The 16236-nt window shown below is 73.4% G+C and carries 14 protein-coding genes; 10 read left to right on the top strand and 4 right to left on the bottom strand.

What is annotated here, in order from left to right; all coding sequences use genetic code 11:
- Window positions 1–77: 77 nt before the first annotated feature.
- From rimO to ACZ4U1_RS34145, 5 genes are all read left to right on the top strand, one after another.
- Entirely contained in the window at window positions 78–1550 is a 1473-nt protein-coding gene (gene rimO / locus ACZ4U1_RS34165; protein ID WP_467908053.1) for a 30S ribosomal protein S12 methylthiotransferase RimO, read from the top strand.
- Window positions 1547–2311, top strand: coding sequence for a CDP-diacylglycerol--glycerol-3-phosphate 3-phosphatidyltransferase (gene pgsA / locus ACZ4U1_RS34160; protein ID WP_467908052.1), 765 nt, complete (start codon window positions 1547–1549; stop codon window positions 2309–2311). Before rimO ends, pgsA begins: the two co-directional genes overlap by 4 nt.
- Complete coding sequence (locus tag ACZ4U1_RS34155) at window positions 2308–2853, top strand: CinA family protein (protein ID WP_467908051.1); 546 nt, start codon at window positions 2308–2310, stop codon at window positions 2851–2853. The genes pgsA and ACZ4U1_RS34155 overlap by 4 nt, the downstream gene beginning before the upstream one ends.
- Before the next feature lie 109 nt (window positions 2854–2962).
- Window positions 2963–3337, top strand: a complete 375-nt coding sequence (locus ACZ4U1_RS34150; protein WP_053666341.1) for a helix-turn-helix domain-containing protein — start codon at window positions 2963–2965, stop codon at window positions 3335–3337.
- Between the two features lie 206 nt (window positions 3338–3543).
- Window positions 3544–4014 carry a Dps family protein gene (locus ACZ4U1_RS34145; RefSeq protein WP_467908050.1) on the top strand — a complete coding sequence of 157 codons (471 nt, stop codon included), beginning with the start codon at window positions 3544–3546 and terminating at the stop codon, window positions 4012–4014.
- 360 nt (window positions 4015–4374) lie between these two features.
- Here the strand turns inward: ACZ4U1_RS34145 and ACZ4U1_RS34140 are convergent, their stop codons facing one another.
- The 3 genes from ACZ4U1_RS34140 to ACZ4U1_RS34130 all read right to left on the bottom strand — a co-directional run bounded on the left by ACZ4U1_RS34140 (window position 4375) and on the right by ACZ4U1_RS34130 (window position 11344).
- Entirely contained in the window at window positions 4375–5139 is a 765-nt protein-coding gene (locus ACZ4U1_RS34140; protein ID WP_467908049.1) for an SDR family NAD(P)-dependent oxidoreductase, read from the bottom strand.
- 121 nt (window positions 5140–5260) lie between these two features.
- Complete coding sequence (locus ACZ4U1_RS34135) at window positions 5261–6106, bottom strand: Fpg/Nei family DNA glycosylase (protein WP_467908048.1); 846 nt, start codon at window positions 6104–6106, stop codon at window positions 5261–5263.
- Window positions 6107–6304: 198 nt separating this feature from the next.
- Entirely contained in the window at window positions 6305–11344 is a 5040-nt protein-coding gene (locus ACZ4U1_RS34130; protein ID WP_467908047.1) for an ATP-dependent helicase, read from the bottom strand.
- 109 nt (window positions 11345–11453) lie between these two features.
- Between ACZ4U1_RS34130 and ACZ4U1_RS34125 the strand changes: the two genes are divergently transcribed.
- Genes ACZ4U1_RS34125 through ACZ4U1_RS34115 form a run of 3 tightly spaced genes read left to right on the top strand, consistent with a single transcriptional unit; the run spans window position 11454 to window position 13395 of the window.
- Window positions 11454–12311, top strand: coding sequence for an AraC family transcriptional regulator (locus ACZ4U1_RS34125; RefSeq protein WP_467908046.1), 858 nt, complete (start codon window positions 11454–11456; stop codon window positions 12309–12311).
- A gap of 23 nt (window positions 12312–12334) precedes the next feature.
- Window positions 12335–13090 carry an AzlC family ABC transporter permease gene (locus tag ACZ4U1_RS34120; protein WP_467908045.1) on the top strand — a complete coding sequence of 252 codons (756 nt, stop codon included), beginning with the start codon at window positions 12335–12337 and terminating at the stop codon, window positions 13088–13090.
- Complete coding sequence (locus ACZ4U1_RS34115; protein WP_467908044.1) at window positions 13087–13395, top strand: AzlD domain-containing protein; 309 nt, start codon at window positions 13087–13089, stop codon at window positions 13393–13395. Before ACZ4U1_RS34120 ends, ACZ4U1_RS34115 begins: the two co-directional genes overlap by 4 nt.
- Window positions 13396–13563: 168 nt before the next feature.
- Here ACZ4U1_RS34115 and ACZ4U1_RS34110 read toward each other — a convergent pair whose 3' ends face one another.
- Entirely contained in the window at window positions 13564–14508 is a 945-nt protein-coding gene (locus tag ACZ4U1_RS34110) for a hypothetical protein (protein WP_467908043.1), read from the bottom strand.
- Window positions 14509–14588: 80 nt separating this feature from the next.
- Here ACZ4U1_RS34110 and ACZ4U1_RS34105 point away from each other — a divergent pair, with 80 nt between their 5' ends.
- Both ACZ4U1_RS34105 and ACZ4U1_RS34100 read left to right on the top strand, forming a co-directional pair.
- The gene (locus ACZ4U1_RS34105) at window positions 14589–14783 is read left to right on the top strand and encodes a DUF3046 domain-containing protein (protein WP_467908042.1); all 195 of its coding nucleotides are present in this window, start codon (window positions 14589–14591) and stop codon (window positions 14781–14783) included.
- Between the two features lie 283 nt (window positions 14784–15066).
- Window positions 15067–16203: an AI-2E family transporter gene (locus tag ACZ4U1_RS34100; protein WP_467908061.1), complete on the top strand. Its 1137-nt coding sequence runs from the start codon at window positions 15067–15069 to the stop codon at window positions 16201–16203.
- The last annotated feature ends 33 nt before the right edge of the window (window positions 16204–16236 follow it).

Raw genomic sequence — 16236 nt, 5'->3', positions numbered from 1 at the left:
GGGATGTGACGGAGTCGGCCACAATCGGCCAACCCCGTCGACGTGGGCTGTCAGTGAGACAAAGTAGTCTTGAGCCCATGCCTGAACGCCGTACCGTCGCACTCGTCACTCTCGGCTGCGCTCGTAACGAGGTGGATTCCGAGGAGCTCGCAGGCCGTTTGGAGGCGGACGGCTGGCAGCTCGTGGACGACGCCGCGGACGCCGACGTCGCCGTGGTCAACACCTGTGGCTTCGTGGAGGCCGCGAAGAAGGACTCCGTCGACGCCCTGCTGGAGGCGAACGACCTCAAGGGCCACGGGAGAACCCAGGCCGTCGTGGCGGTGGGCTGCATGGCCGAGCGGTACGGCAAGGAACTGGCCGAGGCGCTGCCCGAGGCCGACGGCGTGCTCGGTTTCGACGACTACTCGAACATCTCCGACCGCCTGCAGACCATCCTGTCCGGCGGCATCCACGCCGCCCACACCCCGCGCGACCGGCGCAAGCTGCTGCCGATCAGCCCGGCCGAGCGCCAGGAGTCGGCCGCCTCGGTGGCGCTGCCCGGCCACGCGCCGGCCGACCTCCCGGAGGGTGTCGCGCCCGCCTCGGGCCCCCGCGCGCCGCTGCGCCGCCGGCTGGACGGCTCCCCGGTCGCCTCGGTCAAGCTGGCCTCCGGCTGCGACCGGCGCTGCTCCTTCTGCGCCATCCCGTCCTTCCGCGGCTCCTTCATCTCCCGCCGCCCCAGCGATGTCCTGAACGAGACCCGCTGGCTGGCCGAGCAGGGCGTGAAGGAGATCATGCTGGTCTCCGAGAACAACACCTCCTACGGCAAGGACCTCGGCGACATCCGCCTGCTGGAGTCCCTGCTGCCGGAGCTGGCCGAGGTCGACGGCATCGAGCGGGTCCGCGTGAGCTACCTCCAGCCGGCCGAGATGCGCCCTGGCCTCATCGACGTCCTGACCTCCACCCCCAAGGTCGCCCCGTACTTCGACCTCTCCTTCCAGCACTCGGCGCCCGACGTGCTGCGCGCCATGCGCCGCTTCGGCGACACCGACCGGTTCCTGGAGCTGCTCGACACCATCCGGAGCAAGGCCCCCGAGGCCGGCGTGCGCTCCAACTTCATCGTCGGCTTCCCCGGCGAGACCGAGTCCGACCTGGCCGAGCTGGAGCGTTTCCTGAACGGCGCCCGGCTGGACGCGATCGGTGTCTTCGGCTACTCCGACGAGGAGGGCACGGAAGCGGCGACGTACGACAACAAGCTGGACGAGGACGTCGTCGCCGAGCGCCTGGCCCACATCTCCCGGCTCGCCGAGGAACTCGTCTCGCAGCGCGCCGAGGAGCGCGTCGGCGAGACCGTGCGGGTCCTGGTGGAGTCCGTGGACGAGGAGGAGGGCGTCCACGGCCGTGCCGCGCACCAGGCGCCGGAGACCGACGGCCAGGTGCTCCTCACGAGCGGCGAGGGCCTGAGCGTCGGACGTATGGTCGAGGCAAAGGTGGTCGGTACGGAAGGTGTCGACCTGGTGGCCGAGCCGCTGACCGGCTCGCTCGCGTGTAGTGAGGAGGCGGGCAGATGACCGGAGTCCCGGCATCCGCCGCGGGCGGCTCCTCCGGCGCGCACGGCGCCCGGGGTTCCGCCGCCGACGGCGCCCGGTCCGAGGTCTCCGGTTCTGCTTCGGGTCCGGCCACGGCTCCCGAGAACGGCGGCAAGCCCGCCCGCGGCGGGAAGATCGCGGCAGCGGCCGTCAACCAGGCGAGCGTCTGGAACGTCGCCAATCTGCTGACGATGCTCCGGCTGGTCCTGGTGCCCGGCTTCGTGGCCCTGATGCTGGCGGACGGCGGCTACGACCCGGCCTGGCGCTCCCTCGCCTGGGCGGCCTTCGCCATCGCCATGATCACCGACCTGTTCGACGGGCATCTGGCCCGCACCTACAACCTGGTCACCGACTTCGGGAAGATCGCCGACCCCATCGCCGACAAGGCGATCATGGGGGCGGCGCTCATCTGTCTGTCGGCCCTCGGTGATCTGCCGTGGTGGGTGACGGGGGTGATCCTCGGCCGGGAACTCGGCATCACCCTGCTGCGTTTCCTGGTCATTCGCTACGGCGTGATCCCCGCCAGCCGGGGCGGCAAGCTGAAGACGCTCACCCAGGGCGTCGCCGTCGGGATGTACGTCCTGGCACTGACGGGGTGGCTGGCCACCCTGAGGTTCTGGGTGATGGCCGTGGCGGTCGTCCTCACGGTCGTGACCGGCCTCGACTACGTAAGACAAGCCATTGTGCTGCGCCGGCGGGGAATCGCCGAGCGCGCCGCGGCGTTGGAGGAGAAGGAAGCGTGAGTTCCGCGGCCACCGAACTGGTGCGACTACTGACCGTGAGGGGCGAGACCCTCGCCGTCGCGGAGTCGCTGACCGGTGGCCTGGTAGCGGCGGAGATCACCGGGGTACCCGGGGCCTCCCGGGTGTTCCGGGGCTCGGTCACCGCCTACGCCACCGAGCTGAAGCACGAGCTGCTGGGCGTCGACGCCACCCTGCTGGCCCAGTGCGGAGCGGTGGATCCGCAGGTCGCGGCCCAGATGGCGGCCGGAGTGCGCAAGGCGCTGGGTGCCGACTGGGGCATCGCGACCACCGGGGTCGCAGGCCCGGATCCGCAGGACGGAAAGCCCGTCGGGACGGTCTTCGTGGCCGTCGACGGACCCCTCACCGCCCGGTCCGGTTCTGCCGGTGGCGGAAAAGTCGAGGCTCTGCGGTTGAACGGCGGCCGTGCGGAAATTCGTATGGAGAGTGTACGGAGCGTACTCGCAGTGCTTCTGGAGCAGCTTGCGGGCGAACAGACTGGGAATGAGCGGGCACAGGATACGGAACGGAACGGGGGGTTTTGATGTTTGCAGCCCTGAGTGAACACGACATCGCTCCCCGCACGGCCGCGGCGCAAGGCGGTACGGTGGGGCGAGAAGGATGCGGCTACGCGGTCCGAGGAGGGAGCCACCGATGATTCTGCTCCGTCGCCTGCTGGGTGACGTGCTGCGTCGGCAGCGCCAACGCCAGGGCCGTACTCTGCGCGAAGTCTCCTCGTCCGCCCGAGTCTCACTCGGCTATCTCTCCGAGGTGGAGCGGGGGCAGAAGGAGGCTTCCTCCGAGCTGCTCGCCGCCATCTGCGACGCGCTGGACGTACGGATGTCGGAACTCATGCGGGAAGTGAGCGACGAGCTGGCGCTCGCCGAGCTGGCCCAGTCCGCCGCGGCCACCGAGCCCGTGCCCACGCCGGTCCGACCGATGCTGGGTTCCGTGTCGGTGACCGGTGTGCCACCGGAACGGGTGACCATCAAGGCGCCCGCGGAGGCCGTGGACGTGGTCGCCGCGTGACATACGCCTGCGCGGCCTAGCAACCCGATACGGCTGATTACGCCACGGCCGGCTGCTCCAGGGAGACCTGGGCGAGCCGGCCGTGGCTTTTTGCCGTCGGGGGGAGCTTTCCGCCCCTTCTTCGCGTGATGCGCCCATTTGCCGGTACCGCGCGGTGCGGTCATCGTGGGAGGGACGTGACGGCGCCCACACACCGGAGGAAGCGGATGTACGTCGTGAAGAGCCCGTTGGCGGACGCGGATCTGAAGACCGTGGCGGAGGCGCTGCAGGGCGCCCTGGTCGACCTGGTGGACCTCGCCCTGGTCGCCAAGCAGATCCACTGGAACATCGTCGGCCCCCGCTTCCGCTCCATACACCTCCAGCTCGACGAGGTCGTCGACTCCGCCCGCGCCCACTCGGACACGGTGGCCGAGCGGGCCTCGGCGCTGGGCGTACCGCCCGACGGGCGCGCCGCCACGGTGGCCTCCAGCAGCGGCATCAAGACCACTCCGGCGGGGTGGATCAAGGACGCGGACGCGGTCGGGGCGATGGTGGACGCGCTCGGCTCGGTGATCACCCGCATGCGGGAGCGCGTGGAGGCGACCGGGGAGCCGGATCCCGTGTCCCAGGACCTCCTGATCGGGATCACCGCTGATCTGGAGAAGCACCACTGGATGTTCCAGGCGGAGAACGCCTAGCGGGTGCGGCCGGCGGCCGGGGGCGGTCGTCGCCTGCGATGCCGGGTGGACCCGTGTTGCATCGGTGAGCCCGTGGTGCGCCTCCCGCGCGGGACAGGCGACGGTCTAGCGTCCGGCTGGAGGTGGTGGCGGGCATGGTGGGGCGGACAGTGCGCCGGACGATCGCGCTCGGGGCCGGGGCGGTGTGGTGGTGGGCCGTGCTGCGGCTCGCCGCGGGCGAGGGCCCGGGCGTGCTGGAAGCGGCCGTCGTGACCGGCGGGTGGGGGCTGAGCCTGCTGCCCGTGCACTGTGTGCCGAAGGGGCGCGCGACCGGGGCCGTCCCGACGGGGCGCTGGCTTGCCGCCTGGCGGGCCGGGAACGTCACCAGGGCATCGCCACACCCCCGTTCGGGCGAAGTATCTGACCCGTCGTGAAAGCCGACGCGTCCGACGCGAGATACAGCACCGCGTGCGCGACGTCGTCCGGTTCGCCGACCCGGCCGAGTGGGGTCAGCCGGGTCATCGCGGCCTCGGTGTGCGCCTGTGCCGCGCGGTCGTGGCGGTCGGTCATGGGGGTGCGGATCCAGCCCGGCGCGACCGCGTTGACCCGGATGCCGTGCGGGCCGACCTCGGTGGCCAGCGTCTTCGTCAGCTGCACCACGGCCGCCTTGGCCGCGCCGTAGCAGAGCAGTCCGGCGCCGCCGGTGTCGACCGCGCCCGAGGCCATGGTGACGATGCTGCCGCGGGTGCCCCGGGCGAGCATCAGCCGGGCCGCCTCCTGGCAGGCGTACAGCACGCCCTTGAAGTTGACGTTCAGCACCCGGTCGAGATCCTCGTCCCGGGTCTCCAGCACCGGGCTGCTGTGCATGATCCCGGCAATCGCCGCCAGTACGTCCAGTCGCTCGCAGGACCGCACCGCCTCGCCGAGCCGGTCCCGGTCGGTGACGTCGAGGACGTGGACCCGGGCCGTGCCGCCGCGCTCCTTGATCAGCGCGGCCGTGCCGTCCAGGCCGTCCGCGTCCCGGTCGGCACAGTGCACCGTCGCCCCCGCCTCGGCGAGCAGGACGGCGGAGGCCCGCCCGATCCCGCCGGCGGCTCCGGTCACGAAGGCGGTGCGTCCGCTGAGGTCGTACGCGGTGAGGGCCATGCCAGCGACGGTACGAGCACATCTGACGGGTCGTCAATTAGGGGGAAGTCTTTGCGGAGGCCTTTGGGGAGGCCTTTGGGGAGCGCTGCCGGCGGAGGCGCCCGGGGCGGGCGTCGGCCGGTCAGCCGGTGCGGCGGGGGTACTTGTCGCGCCAGCGTTGGGGTGCGCCCGGTGCGGGAGCGGGGCCCGACTGGCAGGTGGGGCACCAGTAGGTGGGGCGCTCCTGGGAGCCGTCGCCCTGGTCGGCCACCCGGACGGGGGTGTGGCAGCGCAGGCACGGGCGGGGTGCGCGGCCGTAGACGAACAGGTCGTACCGGTGCAGGCCGGTGGTCTGCCGGACCGGGCGGTCGCGGTTCGTCTCCAGGAGCCGCTTGGCCAGGCCGGGCAGTTTCTCCGCGCGGTCCGCGGGGAGCGCGCCGGCCGGCAGCCACGGGGTCACGCCGAGCAGGAAGCACAGCTCGCTCTTGTAGACGTTGCCGATGCCGGCCAGATTGCGCTGGTCCAGTAGGGCCTCGCCGAGTTCGCGACCGGGGTCCGCGAGGACGTTGGCCAGCGCGCGCTCGGGGTCCCAGTCCGGGCCGAGCAGGTCGGGTCCCAGGTGGCCGACGACCCGCTCCTCGTCGGTCGTGCGCAGCAGCTCCAGGACCTGGAGGCGGTAGCCGACGGCCGTACGGTCGACGGTGCCGAGAACCGCCCGGATCTGGTGCGCCGGCCCGCCCCGCCAGCGCTCACCCGCGCCGTACACCTTCCAGGTGCCCTCCATGCGCAGATGGGTGTGCAGGGTCAGGCCCCCCTCGAACCGGGTGAGCAGGTGCTTGCCGCGCGGAATCGTGTTCAGCACCCTGCGGCCGGTGAGGTCGACGGTCGCGTACTTCGGCACGCGGAAGTCGCTGCGGGTCAGCGGCTTGCCCGCGAGCGCCTCGTGCAACCGCCGCGCGGCCTGCCAGACCGTGTCACCTTCGGGCATGCGTCAAGGGTGCCACGAGGGGGTGAGGCGGGGAGCCTGCCGGCCTTACCGGGCGCGGGGCTGTCGGGCTGTGCCGGGCGGAGGCCCGTGGTTGGGTCGGGTGTGGGGGTGTCGGCTGTGCCGGGTGTGGGTGTGTCGGCTGTGCTGGGCGGGTGGGGGATGCTCGGGGCCCGCTCGTGGTGCCGGGTGCCGTGCCGGTCATGCTCTCAGGCGCAGGCCGCGCGGTGTCGCCACGAACCCGGCCGCCTCCAGGAGGGCGCCTATGGGGGAGGTCAGGGCTTGGGCGCCGTTGATCCGCTCGACCGTGACCGTGCCGAGCGAGCCCGCGCGGGCCGCCGCGGCCAGCGCCTCGGCTGCCGTCCGCAGGCGGGGATCGTCCGCCGCCGCGGTGTCCGGGGCGGCGGACCAGGCCAGCAGCGTCTTGCCGCCGCGCTCCATGTACAGCACCAGTTCGCCCTCCACCAGGACGACCAGCGAACCCGCCTTGCGGCCCGGCTTGTGCCCGGCTCCGGTCGGCGGCTCCGGCCAGGGCAGCGCGGAGCCGTAGGCGTTCGCGGGGTCGGCCGCGGCGAGGACGACGGCACGGGGGTCGGGTGCGGGGGCGCCGCCTGTTCGACCGGTGCCGTAGCCGCGGTGGGGCGCCTGGCCGTAGGGAGCCGTGCCGTAGGAGGCGGAGGAGCCGTAGGGGGCGGGCGAGCTGTGGCGGGTGGATCCGCCGCCGCGGGGGCCGCCGTAGCCGGGGAAGGCGAACGGGTCGGCGAGGTCGCGGGAGCCGTCGGCGGTGGGGCCGTCCTCCGGCGGCCAGATGAAGTCGCCGTCCAGGCCGGGGTGGGCGAAACCGCCGTCGGCCGCGTCGAAGGCGCCGGGGGACGTACGGCCGTGCGGGGTGCCGTCCATGCCGTCGAACGGGTTCGGGAAGCCCGGCTCGGCGAAGCCGTTGGCGGCGGCCGGGGTGCCGAAGCCGTTCCGGCCGGCCGGGGCGGGCAGGCCATCGGTGCGCTCGCGGGCGTTCGCCACCGCGCGGAGGCGGTCCACCGCGCCGTCCATCGCGAACTGGGCCGCGCCCAGCCCCTCGACCACGTAACCGCGCCGGGCCTGGCCGCTCTCCTCGAAGACCGACAGCACCCGGTACACCGCCGAGAAGCCGCCCTCGACGCCCTCCGCGGCGACCGCGCCGCGGGTGACCACGCCGTGCCGGTCCAGGAGTGTGCGGGCCAGTGCGTGTGCGCGCACGGTGGTGTCCGGCTCGGCCGCCGGCAGCAGCGACCAGCGGCCGGCCACGGTCGGCGGGCCGGTTCGGGAGGCGGTGCGCGCGGCGGCCGTCAGCGAACCGTAACGCCCGCGCGGCACGGCTCGCTTGGCGCGGTGCGCGGTCGAGCCCGCCGTACGGCCCGAGCCCAGCAGGGCCCGCATCGGCGCCAGCGTGTCGTTGGTGAGCCAGCCCGACCAGGCCAGGTCCCAAAGCGCATCGGCCAGTTGGGGATCGGTGACGTCGGGGTGCGTGGTGGCGCGGACCTGGTCGGCGATCTGACGGAAGAACAGGCCGTAGCCGCCCGACAGGATGTCGAGGACGGACTGGTGGAGTGCGGTCAGCTCCAGCGGGTGGGGCGCCGGGAGCAACAGCGGGGCCGCGTCCGCCAGATAGAGGGAGACCCAGCCGTCCTTGCCCGGCAGGGCACCCGCGCCGGCCCACACCACCTCGCCCGCGGCGGTCAGTTCGTCCAGCATCGAGGGCGTGTAGTTGGCCACGCGCGAGGGCAGGACCAGCTTCTCCAGCGCGGAGGCCGGCACGGAGGCGCCCTGCAACTGCTCGACGGCGCGCACCAGCCCGTCGATGCCCCGCAGCCCGTGCCCCTTCCCGATGTGCTGCCACTGCGGCAGGAACTGAGCGAGCGCGGCGGGTGGCACGGGCTCCAGCTCATGCCGCAGGGCCGCCAGGGAACGGCGGCGCAGCCGGCGCAGTACGGCCGCGTCGCACCACTCCTGGCCGATGCCCGCCGGGTGGAACTCGCCCTGCACGATCCGGCCGGCCGCGGCCAGCCGCTGCAGGGCGCCCTCGGTGACCGCCACGCCCAGGCCGAACCGGGCCGCCGCCGTGGCCGAGGTGAACGGCCCGTGGGTACGGGCGTACCGGGCGAGGAGATCACCCAGCGGATCCTTGACCGGCTCGGTGAACGCCTCGGGGACACCGACCGGCAGCGCCGTGCCGAGCGCGTCGCGCAGCCGGCCCGCGTCCTCGACGGCCGCCCAGTGGTCGGCGCCCGCGATCCGCACCTTGATGGCGCGGCGGGCCCCGGCCAGCTCCCGCGCCCACTGCGCGTCCGCGCCCCGCGCGACCAGCTCGGCGTCGGTCAGCGGGCCGAGCAGCCGGAGCACGTCGGCGACGCCCTCGACGTCCTTGACCCGGCGGTCCTCGGTGAGCCACTGCAGCTCGCGCTCCAGCTCGGTCAGCACCTCGGCGTCGAGCAGTTCGCGCAGCTCCGCCTGGCCCAGCAGCTCGGCCAGCAGCCGCGAGTCCAGGGACAGCGCGGCGGCGCGCCGCTCGGCCAGCGGGGAGTCGCCCTCGTACAGGAACTGGGCGACGTACCCGAAGAGCAGGGAGCGGGCGAACGGGGACGGCTCCGGGGTCGTGACCTCGACCAGGCGCACCTTGCGGGACTCGATGTCCCCCATCAGCTCGACAAGACCGGGGACGTCGAAGACGTCCTGGAGGCATTCGCGGACCGCCTCCAGGACGATCGGGAACGAGCCGAACTCGCTCGCCACCTGCAGCAGCTGGGCCGCCCGCTGGCGCTGCTGCCACAGCGGGGTGCGCTTGCCGGGGTTGCGGCGCGGCAGCAGCAGCGCACGGGCGGCGCACTCGCGGAACCGGGAGGCGAACAGCGCCGAGCCGCCGACCTGGTCGGTGACGATCTGGTCGACCTCGCCCTTGTCGAAGGCGACGTCGGCCGCGCCGACCGGCGCCTGCTCGCTGTCGTACTCGGTGCCTGCCTTCACCGGCTCCTGGTCGAGCAGGTCCAGGCCCATCAGATCGGCGTCGGGCAGGCGCAGCACGATGCCGTCGTCGGCGTGCATGACCTGCGCGTCCATGCCGTACCGCTCGGACAGCCGGGCGCCGAGGGCGAGCGCCCAGGGGGCGTGGACCTGAGCACCGAAGGGGGAGTGGACGACGACCCGCCAGTCGCCCAGCTCGTCGCGGAAGCGCTCGACGACGATCGTGCGGTCGTCCGGGACATGGCCGCAGGCCTCGCGCTGCTCGTCCAGGTACGACAGCACGTTGTCCGCCGCCCACGCGTCCAGGCCCGCCGCCAGCAGTCGCAGCCGGGCGTCGTCCTTCGTCAGCGAGCCGACCTCGCGCAGGAACGCGCCCACCGCGCGGCCCAGCTCCAGCGGACGGCCCAGCTGGTCGCCCTTCCAGAACGGCAGCCGGCCCGGCACGCCCGGCGCGGGCGAGACCAGGACGCGGTCGCGCGTGATGTCCTCGATCCGCCAGGAACTCGTGCCCAGCGTGAAGACGTCTCCCACGCGGGACTCGTAGACCATCTCCTCGTCCAGCTCGCCGACCCGGCCGCCGCCCTTCTTGGGGTCGGAACCGGCGAGGAAGACGCCGAACAGACCGCGGTCCGGGATCGTGCCGCCGGAGGTGACGGCGAGGCGCTGGGCGCCGGGGCGGCCGGTGACCGTGCCGGCCACGCGGTCCCACACCACGCGCGGGCGCAGCTCCGCGAACGCGTCCGACGGGTAGCGGCCCGCGAGCATGTCCAGGACCGCCGTGAACGCCGACTCCGGCAGTGAGGCGAACGGGGCCGCGCGCCGGACCACCGCGAGCAGGTCGTCGAACTGCCAGGTGTCCAGCGCCGTCATGGCGACCAGCTGCTGCGCGAGCACGTCCAGCGGGTTCGCGGGCACCTTCAGGGACTCGATCGAGCCCGAGCGCATCCGCTCGGTGACCACGGCCGCCTGGACCAGATCGCCCCGGTACTTCGGGAAGACGACACCGGTGGAGACGGCGCCGACCTGGTGTCCCGCACGGCCCACACGCTGCAGGCCCGAGGCCACCGAGGGCGGGGACTCGACCTGGACGACGAGGTCCACGGCACCCATGTCGATGCCGAGTTCGAGGCTGGAGGTGGCGACCACCGCGGGCAGCCGGCCGGCCTTCAGGTCCTCCTCCACCAGGGCGCGCTGCTCCTTGGAGACCGAGCCGTGGTGCGCGCGGGCGATCACCGGGGGCGCGCCCGCGGCCGCGCCGGAGCCGCCCATCAGCTGGGCGGGCGAGTGGTGCTCGTCCAGGGTCTCGCCGGTCGCCCGCTCGTACGCGATCTCGTTGAGCCGGTTGCACAGCCGCTCCGCCAGGCGGCGGGAGTTGGCGAAGACGATCGTGGACCGGTGCGCCTGGACCAGGTCGGCGATCCGCTCCTCCACATGCGGCCAGATCGACGGCCGCTCCCCGCCCTCGGCCGCGTCGGCCGCCGGGGAGCCGCCCAGCTCGCCCATGTCCTCGACCGGGACGACCACGGAGAGGTCGAACTCCTTGCCGGACTCCGGCTGGACGATCTCCACCTTGCGGCGCGGGGACAGATACCGGGCCACCTCGTCCACCGGGCGGACGGTCGCCGACAGGCCGATCCGGCGGGCGGGCTTCGGCAGCAGCTCGTCCAGCCGCTCCAGAGAGAGCGCGAGGTGCGCCCCGCGCTTGGTGCCCGCGACCGCGTGCACCTCGTCCAGGATCACCGTCTCCACGCCCGTGAGCGCGTCGCGCGTGGCCGACGTCAGCATCAGGAACAGCGACTCGGGGGTGGTGATCAGGATGTCCGGCGGGCGGGTGGACAGAGCGCGGCGCTCGGCGGCCGGGGTGTCGCCGGACCGGATGCCGACCTTCACCTCGGGCTCGGGCAGGCCGAGTCGCACGGACTCGTGGCGGATACCGGTCAGCGGACTGCGCAGATTGCGCTCGACGTCGACCGCCAGGGCCTTCAGCGGGGACACGTACAGCACCCGGCAGCGCTTCTTCGGGTCGGCCGGGGGCGGGGTCGAGGCCAGCTGGTCCAGGGCGGCGAGGAACGCGGCCAGCGTCTTGCCCGAGCCGGTCGGGGCGACCACCAGCACGTCCGACCCCTGCCGGATGGCCTGCCACGCGCCCGCCTGGGCCGCGGTGGGCGCGGAGAACGCCCCCGTGAACCAGCCGCGGGTCGCGGGGGAGAAGCCGTCGAGGGCTCGGTGTGCGGAGCTGACCATGCGTCCATCCTGCACCCGCCCACTGACAATCGGCCTGACCTGCACAAACGGGAGGCGGGCGCGGCGGGTGCGACGGAGCCGGGCGGAGGCGATGGCGGACAATGGCCGTATGGCGGGTTCAGGGGAGCGGGCACGGCACTGGCAGTACACGGATCTGCCCGGGGTCGACCTGCTGCGGGCCCGGTACATCCGCAAGACCTTCATCCGGCACACCCACGAGAACTTCGTGATCGCGGCCATAGCGGACGGTGTCGAGGTCTTCCACCACCACGGCTCGGACGTCTCCGCCGGCGCGGGGGCGCTCGCCCTGATCAACCCCGACACCCCGCACACCGGCCGGGCCGGCGTGCCCGAGGGCTGGCGGTACGGCGCGCTCTACCCGTCGCCCGATGTGGTCGCCGCGATCGCCGCCGAGACCACCACCCTGCGGGGCACGCCCGGCTTCGTCAGCCCCGTCCTCGACGACTCCTACACCGCCCGTCTGGTCCACCAGGTGCTGCGCGCCGCCGACGAGGGCAACGCGCTGGCCGCCGACACGCTCCTGCGGGTCGCCGTGACCAGGCTGCTGCGGCTGAACGGCGGCCCCCTGCCCCAGCGGCGGCTGCGGACGGCCGGCGCCGGGATCGCGGCACGCGCGCGTGCGGTGCTGGAGGAGCGGATGGCCGAGCCGCCGACCCTGGAACGGCTGGCCGTGGACCTCCGGACCAGCCCCTTCGCCCTGCTGCGGGCGTTCCGCGACGCCTACGGCATGCCGCCGCACACCTGGCTGACCGACGCCCGCGTGCGCCGCGCCCGGCGGCTGCTGGACGCGGGGACGGCCCCCGCCGAGGCCGCCGTCGCCGTCGGCTTCACCGACCAGCCCCACCTCAACCGGCACTTCACCCGGATCGTCGGCGTGCCTCCGGGCGCGTACCAGCGCGAGCGCACGAGCCGGGGTGAGCGCAAGAACGTACAAGACGCGGGCTGACGGCCGCCCGTACCGTCCGGGGCGTGACACAGCACATAGCTCTCAGGGACCAGACCGCCGAAGGAGCGGACAAGCCGGACCTGGCCGTCGTACGGGACGCTCTCGGGGTCGGCGTCGCCGTGGGCCTGTCCGGATTCGCCTTCGGGGTGACCTCGGCCGGCAGCGGACTCGGACTGCTCCAGACCTGCGCGCTCAGCCTCCTGGTGTTCACCGGCGCCTCCCAGTTCGCGCTGGTCGGAGCGCTCGCCGCCGGGGGCAACCCGTTCACGGCCGCCGCCGGCGCCTTCTTCCTCGGCGTGCGCAACGCCTTCTACGGGCTGCGGCTGTCGCAGCTGCTCGCCCTCCCGCGCGCGGTGCGGCCGTTCGCCGCCCAGTGGGTGATCGACGAGACCACCGCGGTGACCCTGGCACAGCCGACCCGGCGGGCCGCGCGGCTCGGCTTCACCGTCACCGGCCTCAGCCTGTACGCGCTGTGGAACCTCACCACGCTGCTCGGCGCGCTCGGCGCCAGGGCGATCGGCGACACGCGCGCGTGGGGCCTGGACGCGGCAGGGCCCGCCGTGTTCCTGGCGCTGCTCGCCCCGATGCTGAAGACGGCCACCGAGCGCGCGGTCGCGGGCCTCGCCGTCCTGCTCGGCCTCGGTCTGCTGCCCGTGCTGCCGGCCGGCGTGCCGGTGCTGGTGGCGGCGCTGGCGGCCCCGCTCGCCCTCTTCACGGAGGGCCGGCGCAGGGACCGTACCCGACAGGACGCACGAGACGGCGCGGAGGAGGACCGGTGAACGTCTGGATCGCGATCGGGGTGACCGCCCTCGGATGTTACGCCGTCAAGCTGGCCGGCCTGCTCGTGCCGGCGCACACCGTCGAGCGGCCGTACGTGCGGCGGCTCGCCGCCCTGCTGCCGGTCGCCCTCCTCGCCGCGCTCACCGCGCAGCAGACGTTCGCCGACGGGCACGCGCTGGTGCTGGACGCGCGGGCCGCGGGGCTCGGCGCGGCGGCCGTGGCACTGGTGCTGCGTGCGCCGTTCCTGCTGGTCGTGGCGGCGGCTGTGGTGGTGACGGCGGGCGTACGGGCCCTCGCCGGGTGAGGCCGGCCGCCGGCGGGTGAAGCGGCGCTCGGCGGGTGAGGCGGGGTCGGCGGGTGAGGCGGGGTCGGCGGTGAGGCGGGGCTTCGGCGGGTGAGGCGGGGTCGGCGGGCGAGGCGGGCCGGCCCGGTCCGCCGACCGTACGGATCCGGCCCGTGACGGAGTGCCGGCTCAGCCCACGAAGCGGCCGTAGGCCCGCAGGGTGCGCAGGGCCTCGATCGTCACCATCGGGCGCGCCTCCAGCGCCGGGGCCGGGGCCCAGCGGCGCCACCGGATCGGCCAGCCGCCGTCCTCCTCCTGCTCGGCGGCCAGGTGGTCCAGCGAGCGTGCCATCTCGTCGTCGGTGAACCACGCGCGCGCGAGCGAGTCCGGACTACGGGCGAAGTCGTGCGGAAAGTGGTGCTCTCCCGGGGCGTAGCCGGCGGCGACCGGGAAAGCGTCGAGCCGGTCCGGGTCCAGCACCACGAGCCGCTGCTCCCGCACCAGGCGGCCCAGCCGGTCGGCGGCGGCCTCCGCGCGCGGGCGGTCGGGAGCGGAGTCCAGGAAGGTCACGGCGGCCTGGGCCTCGTAGGGGTGCGTCTTGTCCAGGGACTCCACCGCCTGCCAGCAGAAGTCGGTGGCCCGGAAGAGCCAGGCGTGCCAGACCTCGTTGCGGTGCAGCAGTCCGACCACCGGACCGGTGGCCAGCAGTTCGCTGGGAGGGGCGTCGACGACCGGGACGAACGGCGCCGTCGGATATCCGCGCTGGCTGGGGTGGACGGCGGGCAGGGCGCCGTCCGGGGTGGAGACGGAGGTCAGATAGCGGCACACGCGCTCCACGCGCTGTCCGCCGCAGTGCCCGATGGCGTCCAGCACGCGCAGCGCGTGCGCGGTGTGCAGGGGCTGGCTGACCGGACCGCGCAGATCGGGCTCCAGCGCGTGTCCGTACCCGCCGTCGTCGTTGCGGTAGGCGTCCAGCGCCGCTTCCACCGCCTCCGGGCTGCCGTGCAGGAAGTGGTACGCGAAGAGATGCTGTTCCAGCACGCGCGCGGTGAGCCACACGAACTGTTCGGCGCGGAAGAGGGGGGAGCGCGCCGGGGGCGTGGAGGGGAGTGGGGAAGCTCCGGTTTCGGCCATGCGTCAGACCGTAGGACGGAAAGCGGTCTCGCAGGCGCTCCCGGGCAGGGCCCACCCCCCGGGGGCGGGATACTGGAGGCATGCGGTTGACGGTCTTCTGGCAGCGGATGGCGGAACACTTCGGTCCGGGGTACGCCGACACCTTCGCGCGCGACCACGTCATGTCGGACCTGGGCGGACGCACGGTGAACGAGGCGCTGGACGCCGGCTGGGAGGCCAAGGACGTCTGGCGCGTGGTCTGCGCGGTCATGAACGTGCCGGGTGAGAGGCGCTGATGCACCGGCCGCGCTGATGCACCGGCCGAGCTGGTGCACCGGCCGAAATGCCGGGCTTGCCGGAGAAGAGCGTGACGGTACGGCACCGATCTGTCACGAAGATCGCCGGGGGGCACCGGTTGTCGGTGGCGTGGGTGAGACTGGGCGCGTGGCACCCACTGACGAGGACCCTCTGGCATCCCCCGCCGAGGACGGCGAGCCGTCCCCCCGGCAGGCAGCACCGGCAGCTACCACTCCGCCCGGCCGGCCCCCGGTCTCCGGCGCCGTCGCTCCCGACGGCCGGATGCCGCGCTGGCTGCCGCGCGCCATGGTGCTCGCGCTCGCGCTGATCGCCACGTTCCAGCTCGGCAGCTGGGCCTTCCATCAGCTGACCGGGCTCTTGATCAACATATTGATCGCGTTCTTCCTGGCCCTGGCGATCGAACCCGCGGTGAGCCGGATGGCGGCCCGAGGCATGCGCCGGGGGCTCGCCACCTTCCTGGTCTTCCTCGGCCTGACCATCCTCGCCGCCGGGTTCGTCACCTTGCTGGGGTCGATGCTGGCCGGCCAGATCATCAAGATGGTCGAGGGTTTCCCGGACTACCTCGACTCGCTCATCAACTGGATCAACGAGACCTTCCACACGGAACTCAGACGCGTGGACATCCAGGAGGGCCTGCTCCACTCCGACTGGCTGCGCAAGTACGCGCAGAACAGTGCCGCCGGTGTCCTCGACGTGTCCGCCCAGGTGCTCGGCGGGCTGTTCCAACTGCTGACGGTCGGGCTGTTCTCGTTCTACTTCGCGGCGGACGGCCCCCGGCTGCGCCGTGCCCTGTGCTCCGTGCTGCCGCCCGCGCGCCAGGCCGAGGTGCTGCGCGCCTGGGAGATCGCCGTCGACAAGACGGGCGGCTATCTGTACTCGCGCGGCCTCATGGCACTGATCTCCGGGATCGCGCACTACATCCTGCTCGAATTCCTGGAGGTGCCGTACGCGCCGGTGCTCGGCGTCTGGGTCGGCCTGGTCTCGCAGTTCATCCCCACCATCGGCACGTACCTCGCGGGCGCGCTGCCGATGCTGATCGCGTTCACCGTCAACCCCTGGTACGCGGTGTGGGTGCTGGTCTTCGTCGTGATCTACCAGCAGTTCGAGAACTACATGCTGCAGCCCAAGCTGACCGCCAAGACGGTCGACATCCACCCGGCGGTCGCGTTCGGCTCGGTCATCGCCGGCACCGCGCTGCTGGGCGCGGTCGGCGCGCTGATCGCCATCCCGGCGGTGGCCACGCTGCAGGCGTTCCTGGGCGCGTACGTGAAGCGGTACGACGTCACGGACGACCCCCGCGTGCACGGGCACCGCGGCAGGAGTTCGGCCGGTCCCGGGATGCTCACGCGCGCGCGACGGCTCTGGGCCGGCCGCCGCCCCGGCGAGCAGCAGCCGTAACCCGTCTCCGCCCCGGCGAGCAGCAGCGGCCGT

The organism is Streptomyces sp. NPDC028928 (genome assembly GCF_055564915.1).
The sequence above is the reverse complement of the archived record's forward strand: the minus strand, read 5'-3'. Positions and strand labels throughout refer to the sequence as shown.

Bases quoted from the DNA above. Each gene is read 5' to 3' on its own strand.
- ACZ4U1_RS34105 (WP_467908042.1), top strand. From the start codon at position 14,589: ATGCGGTTGACGGTCTTCTGGCAGCGGATGGCGGAACACTTCGGTCCG.
- ACZ4U1_RS34140 (WP_467908049.1), bottom strand. From the start codon at position 5,139: ATGGCCCTCACCGCGTACGACCTCAGCGGACGCACCGCCTTCGTGACC.
- rimO (WP_467908053.1), top strand. From the start codon at position 78: ATGCCTGAACGCCGTACCGTCGCACTCGTCACTCTCGGCTGCGCTCGT.
- ACZ4U1_RS34100 (WP_467908061.1), top strand. From the start codon at position 15,067: ATGCCGCGCTGGCTGCCGCGCGCCATGGTGCTCGCGCTCGCGCTGATC.
- ACZ4U1_RS34150 (WP_053666341.1), top strand. From the start codon at position 2,963: ATGATTCTGCTCCGTCGCCTGCTGGGTGACGTGCTGCGTCGGCAGCGC.
- ACZ4U1_RS34135 (WP_467908048.1), bottom strand. From the start codon at position 6,106: ATGCCCGAAGGTGACACGGTCTGGCAGGCCGCGCGGCGGTTGCACGAG.
- ACZ4U1_RS34110 (WP_467908043.1), bottom strand. From the start codon at position 14,508: ATGGCCGAAACCGGAGCTTCCCCACTCCCCTCCACGCCCCCGGCGCGC.
- ACZ4U1_RS34145 (WP_467908050.1), top strand. From the start codon at position 3,544: ATGTACGTCGTGAAGAGCCCGTTGGCGGACGCGGATCTGAAGACCGTG.
- ACZ4U1_RS34130 (WP_467908047.1), bottom strand. From the start codon at position 11,344: ATGGTCAGCTCCGCACACCGAGCCCTCGACGGCTTCTCCCCCGCGACC.
- pgsA (WP_467908052.1), top strand. From the start codon at position 1,547: ATGACCGGAGTCCCGGCATCCGCCGCGGGCGGCTCCTCCGGCGCGCAC.
- ACZ4U1_RS34125 (WP_467908046.1), top strand. From the start codon at position 11,454: ATGGCGGGTTCAGGGGAGCGGGCACGGCACTGGCAGTACACGGATCTG.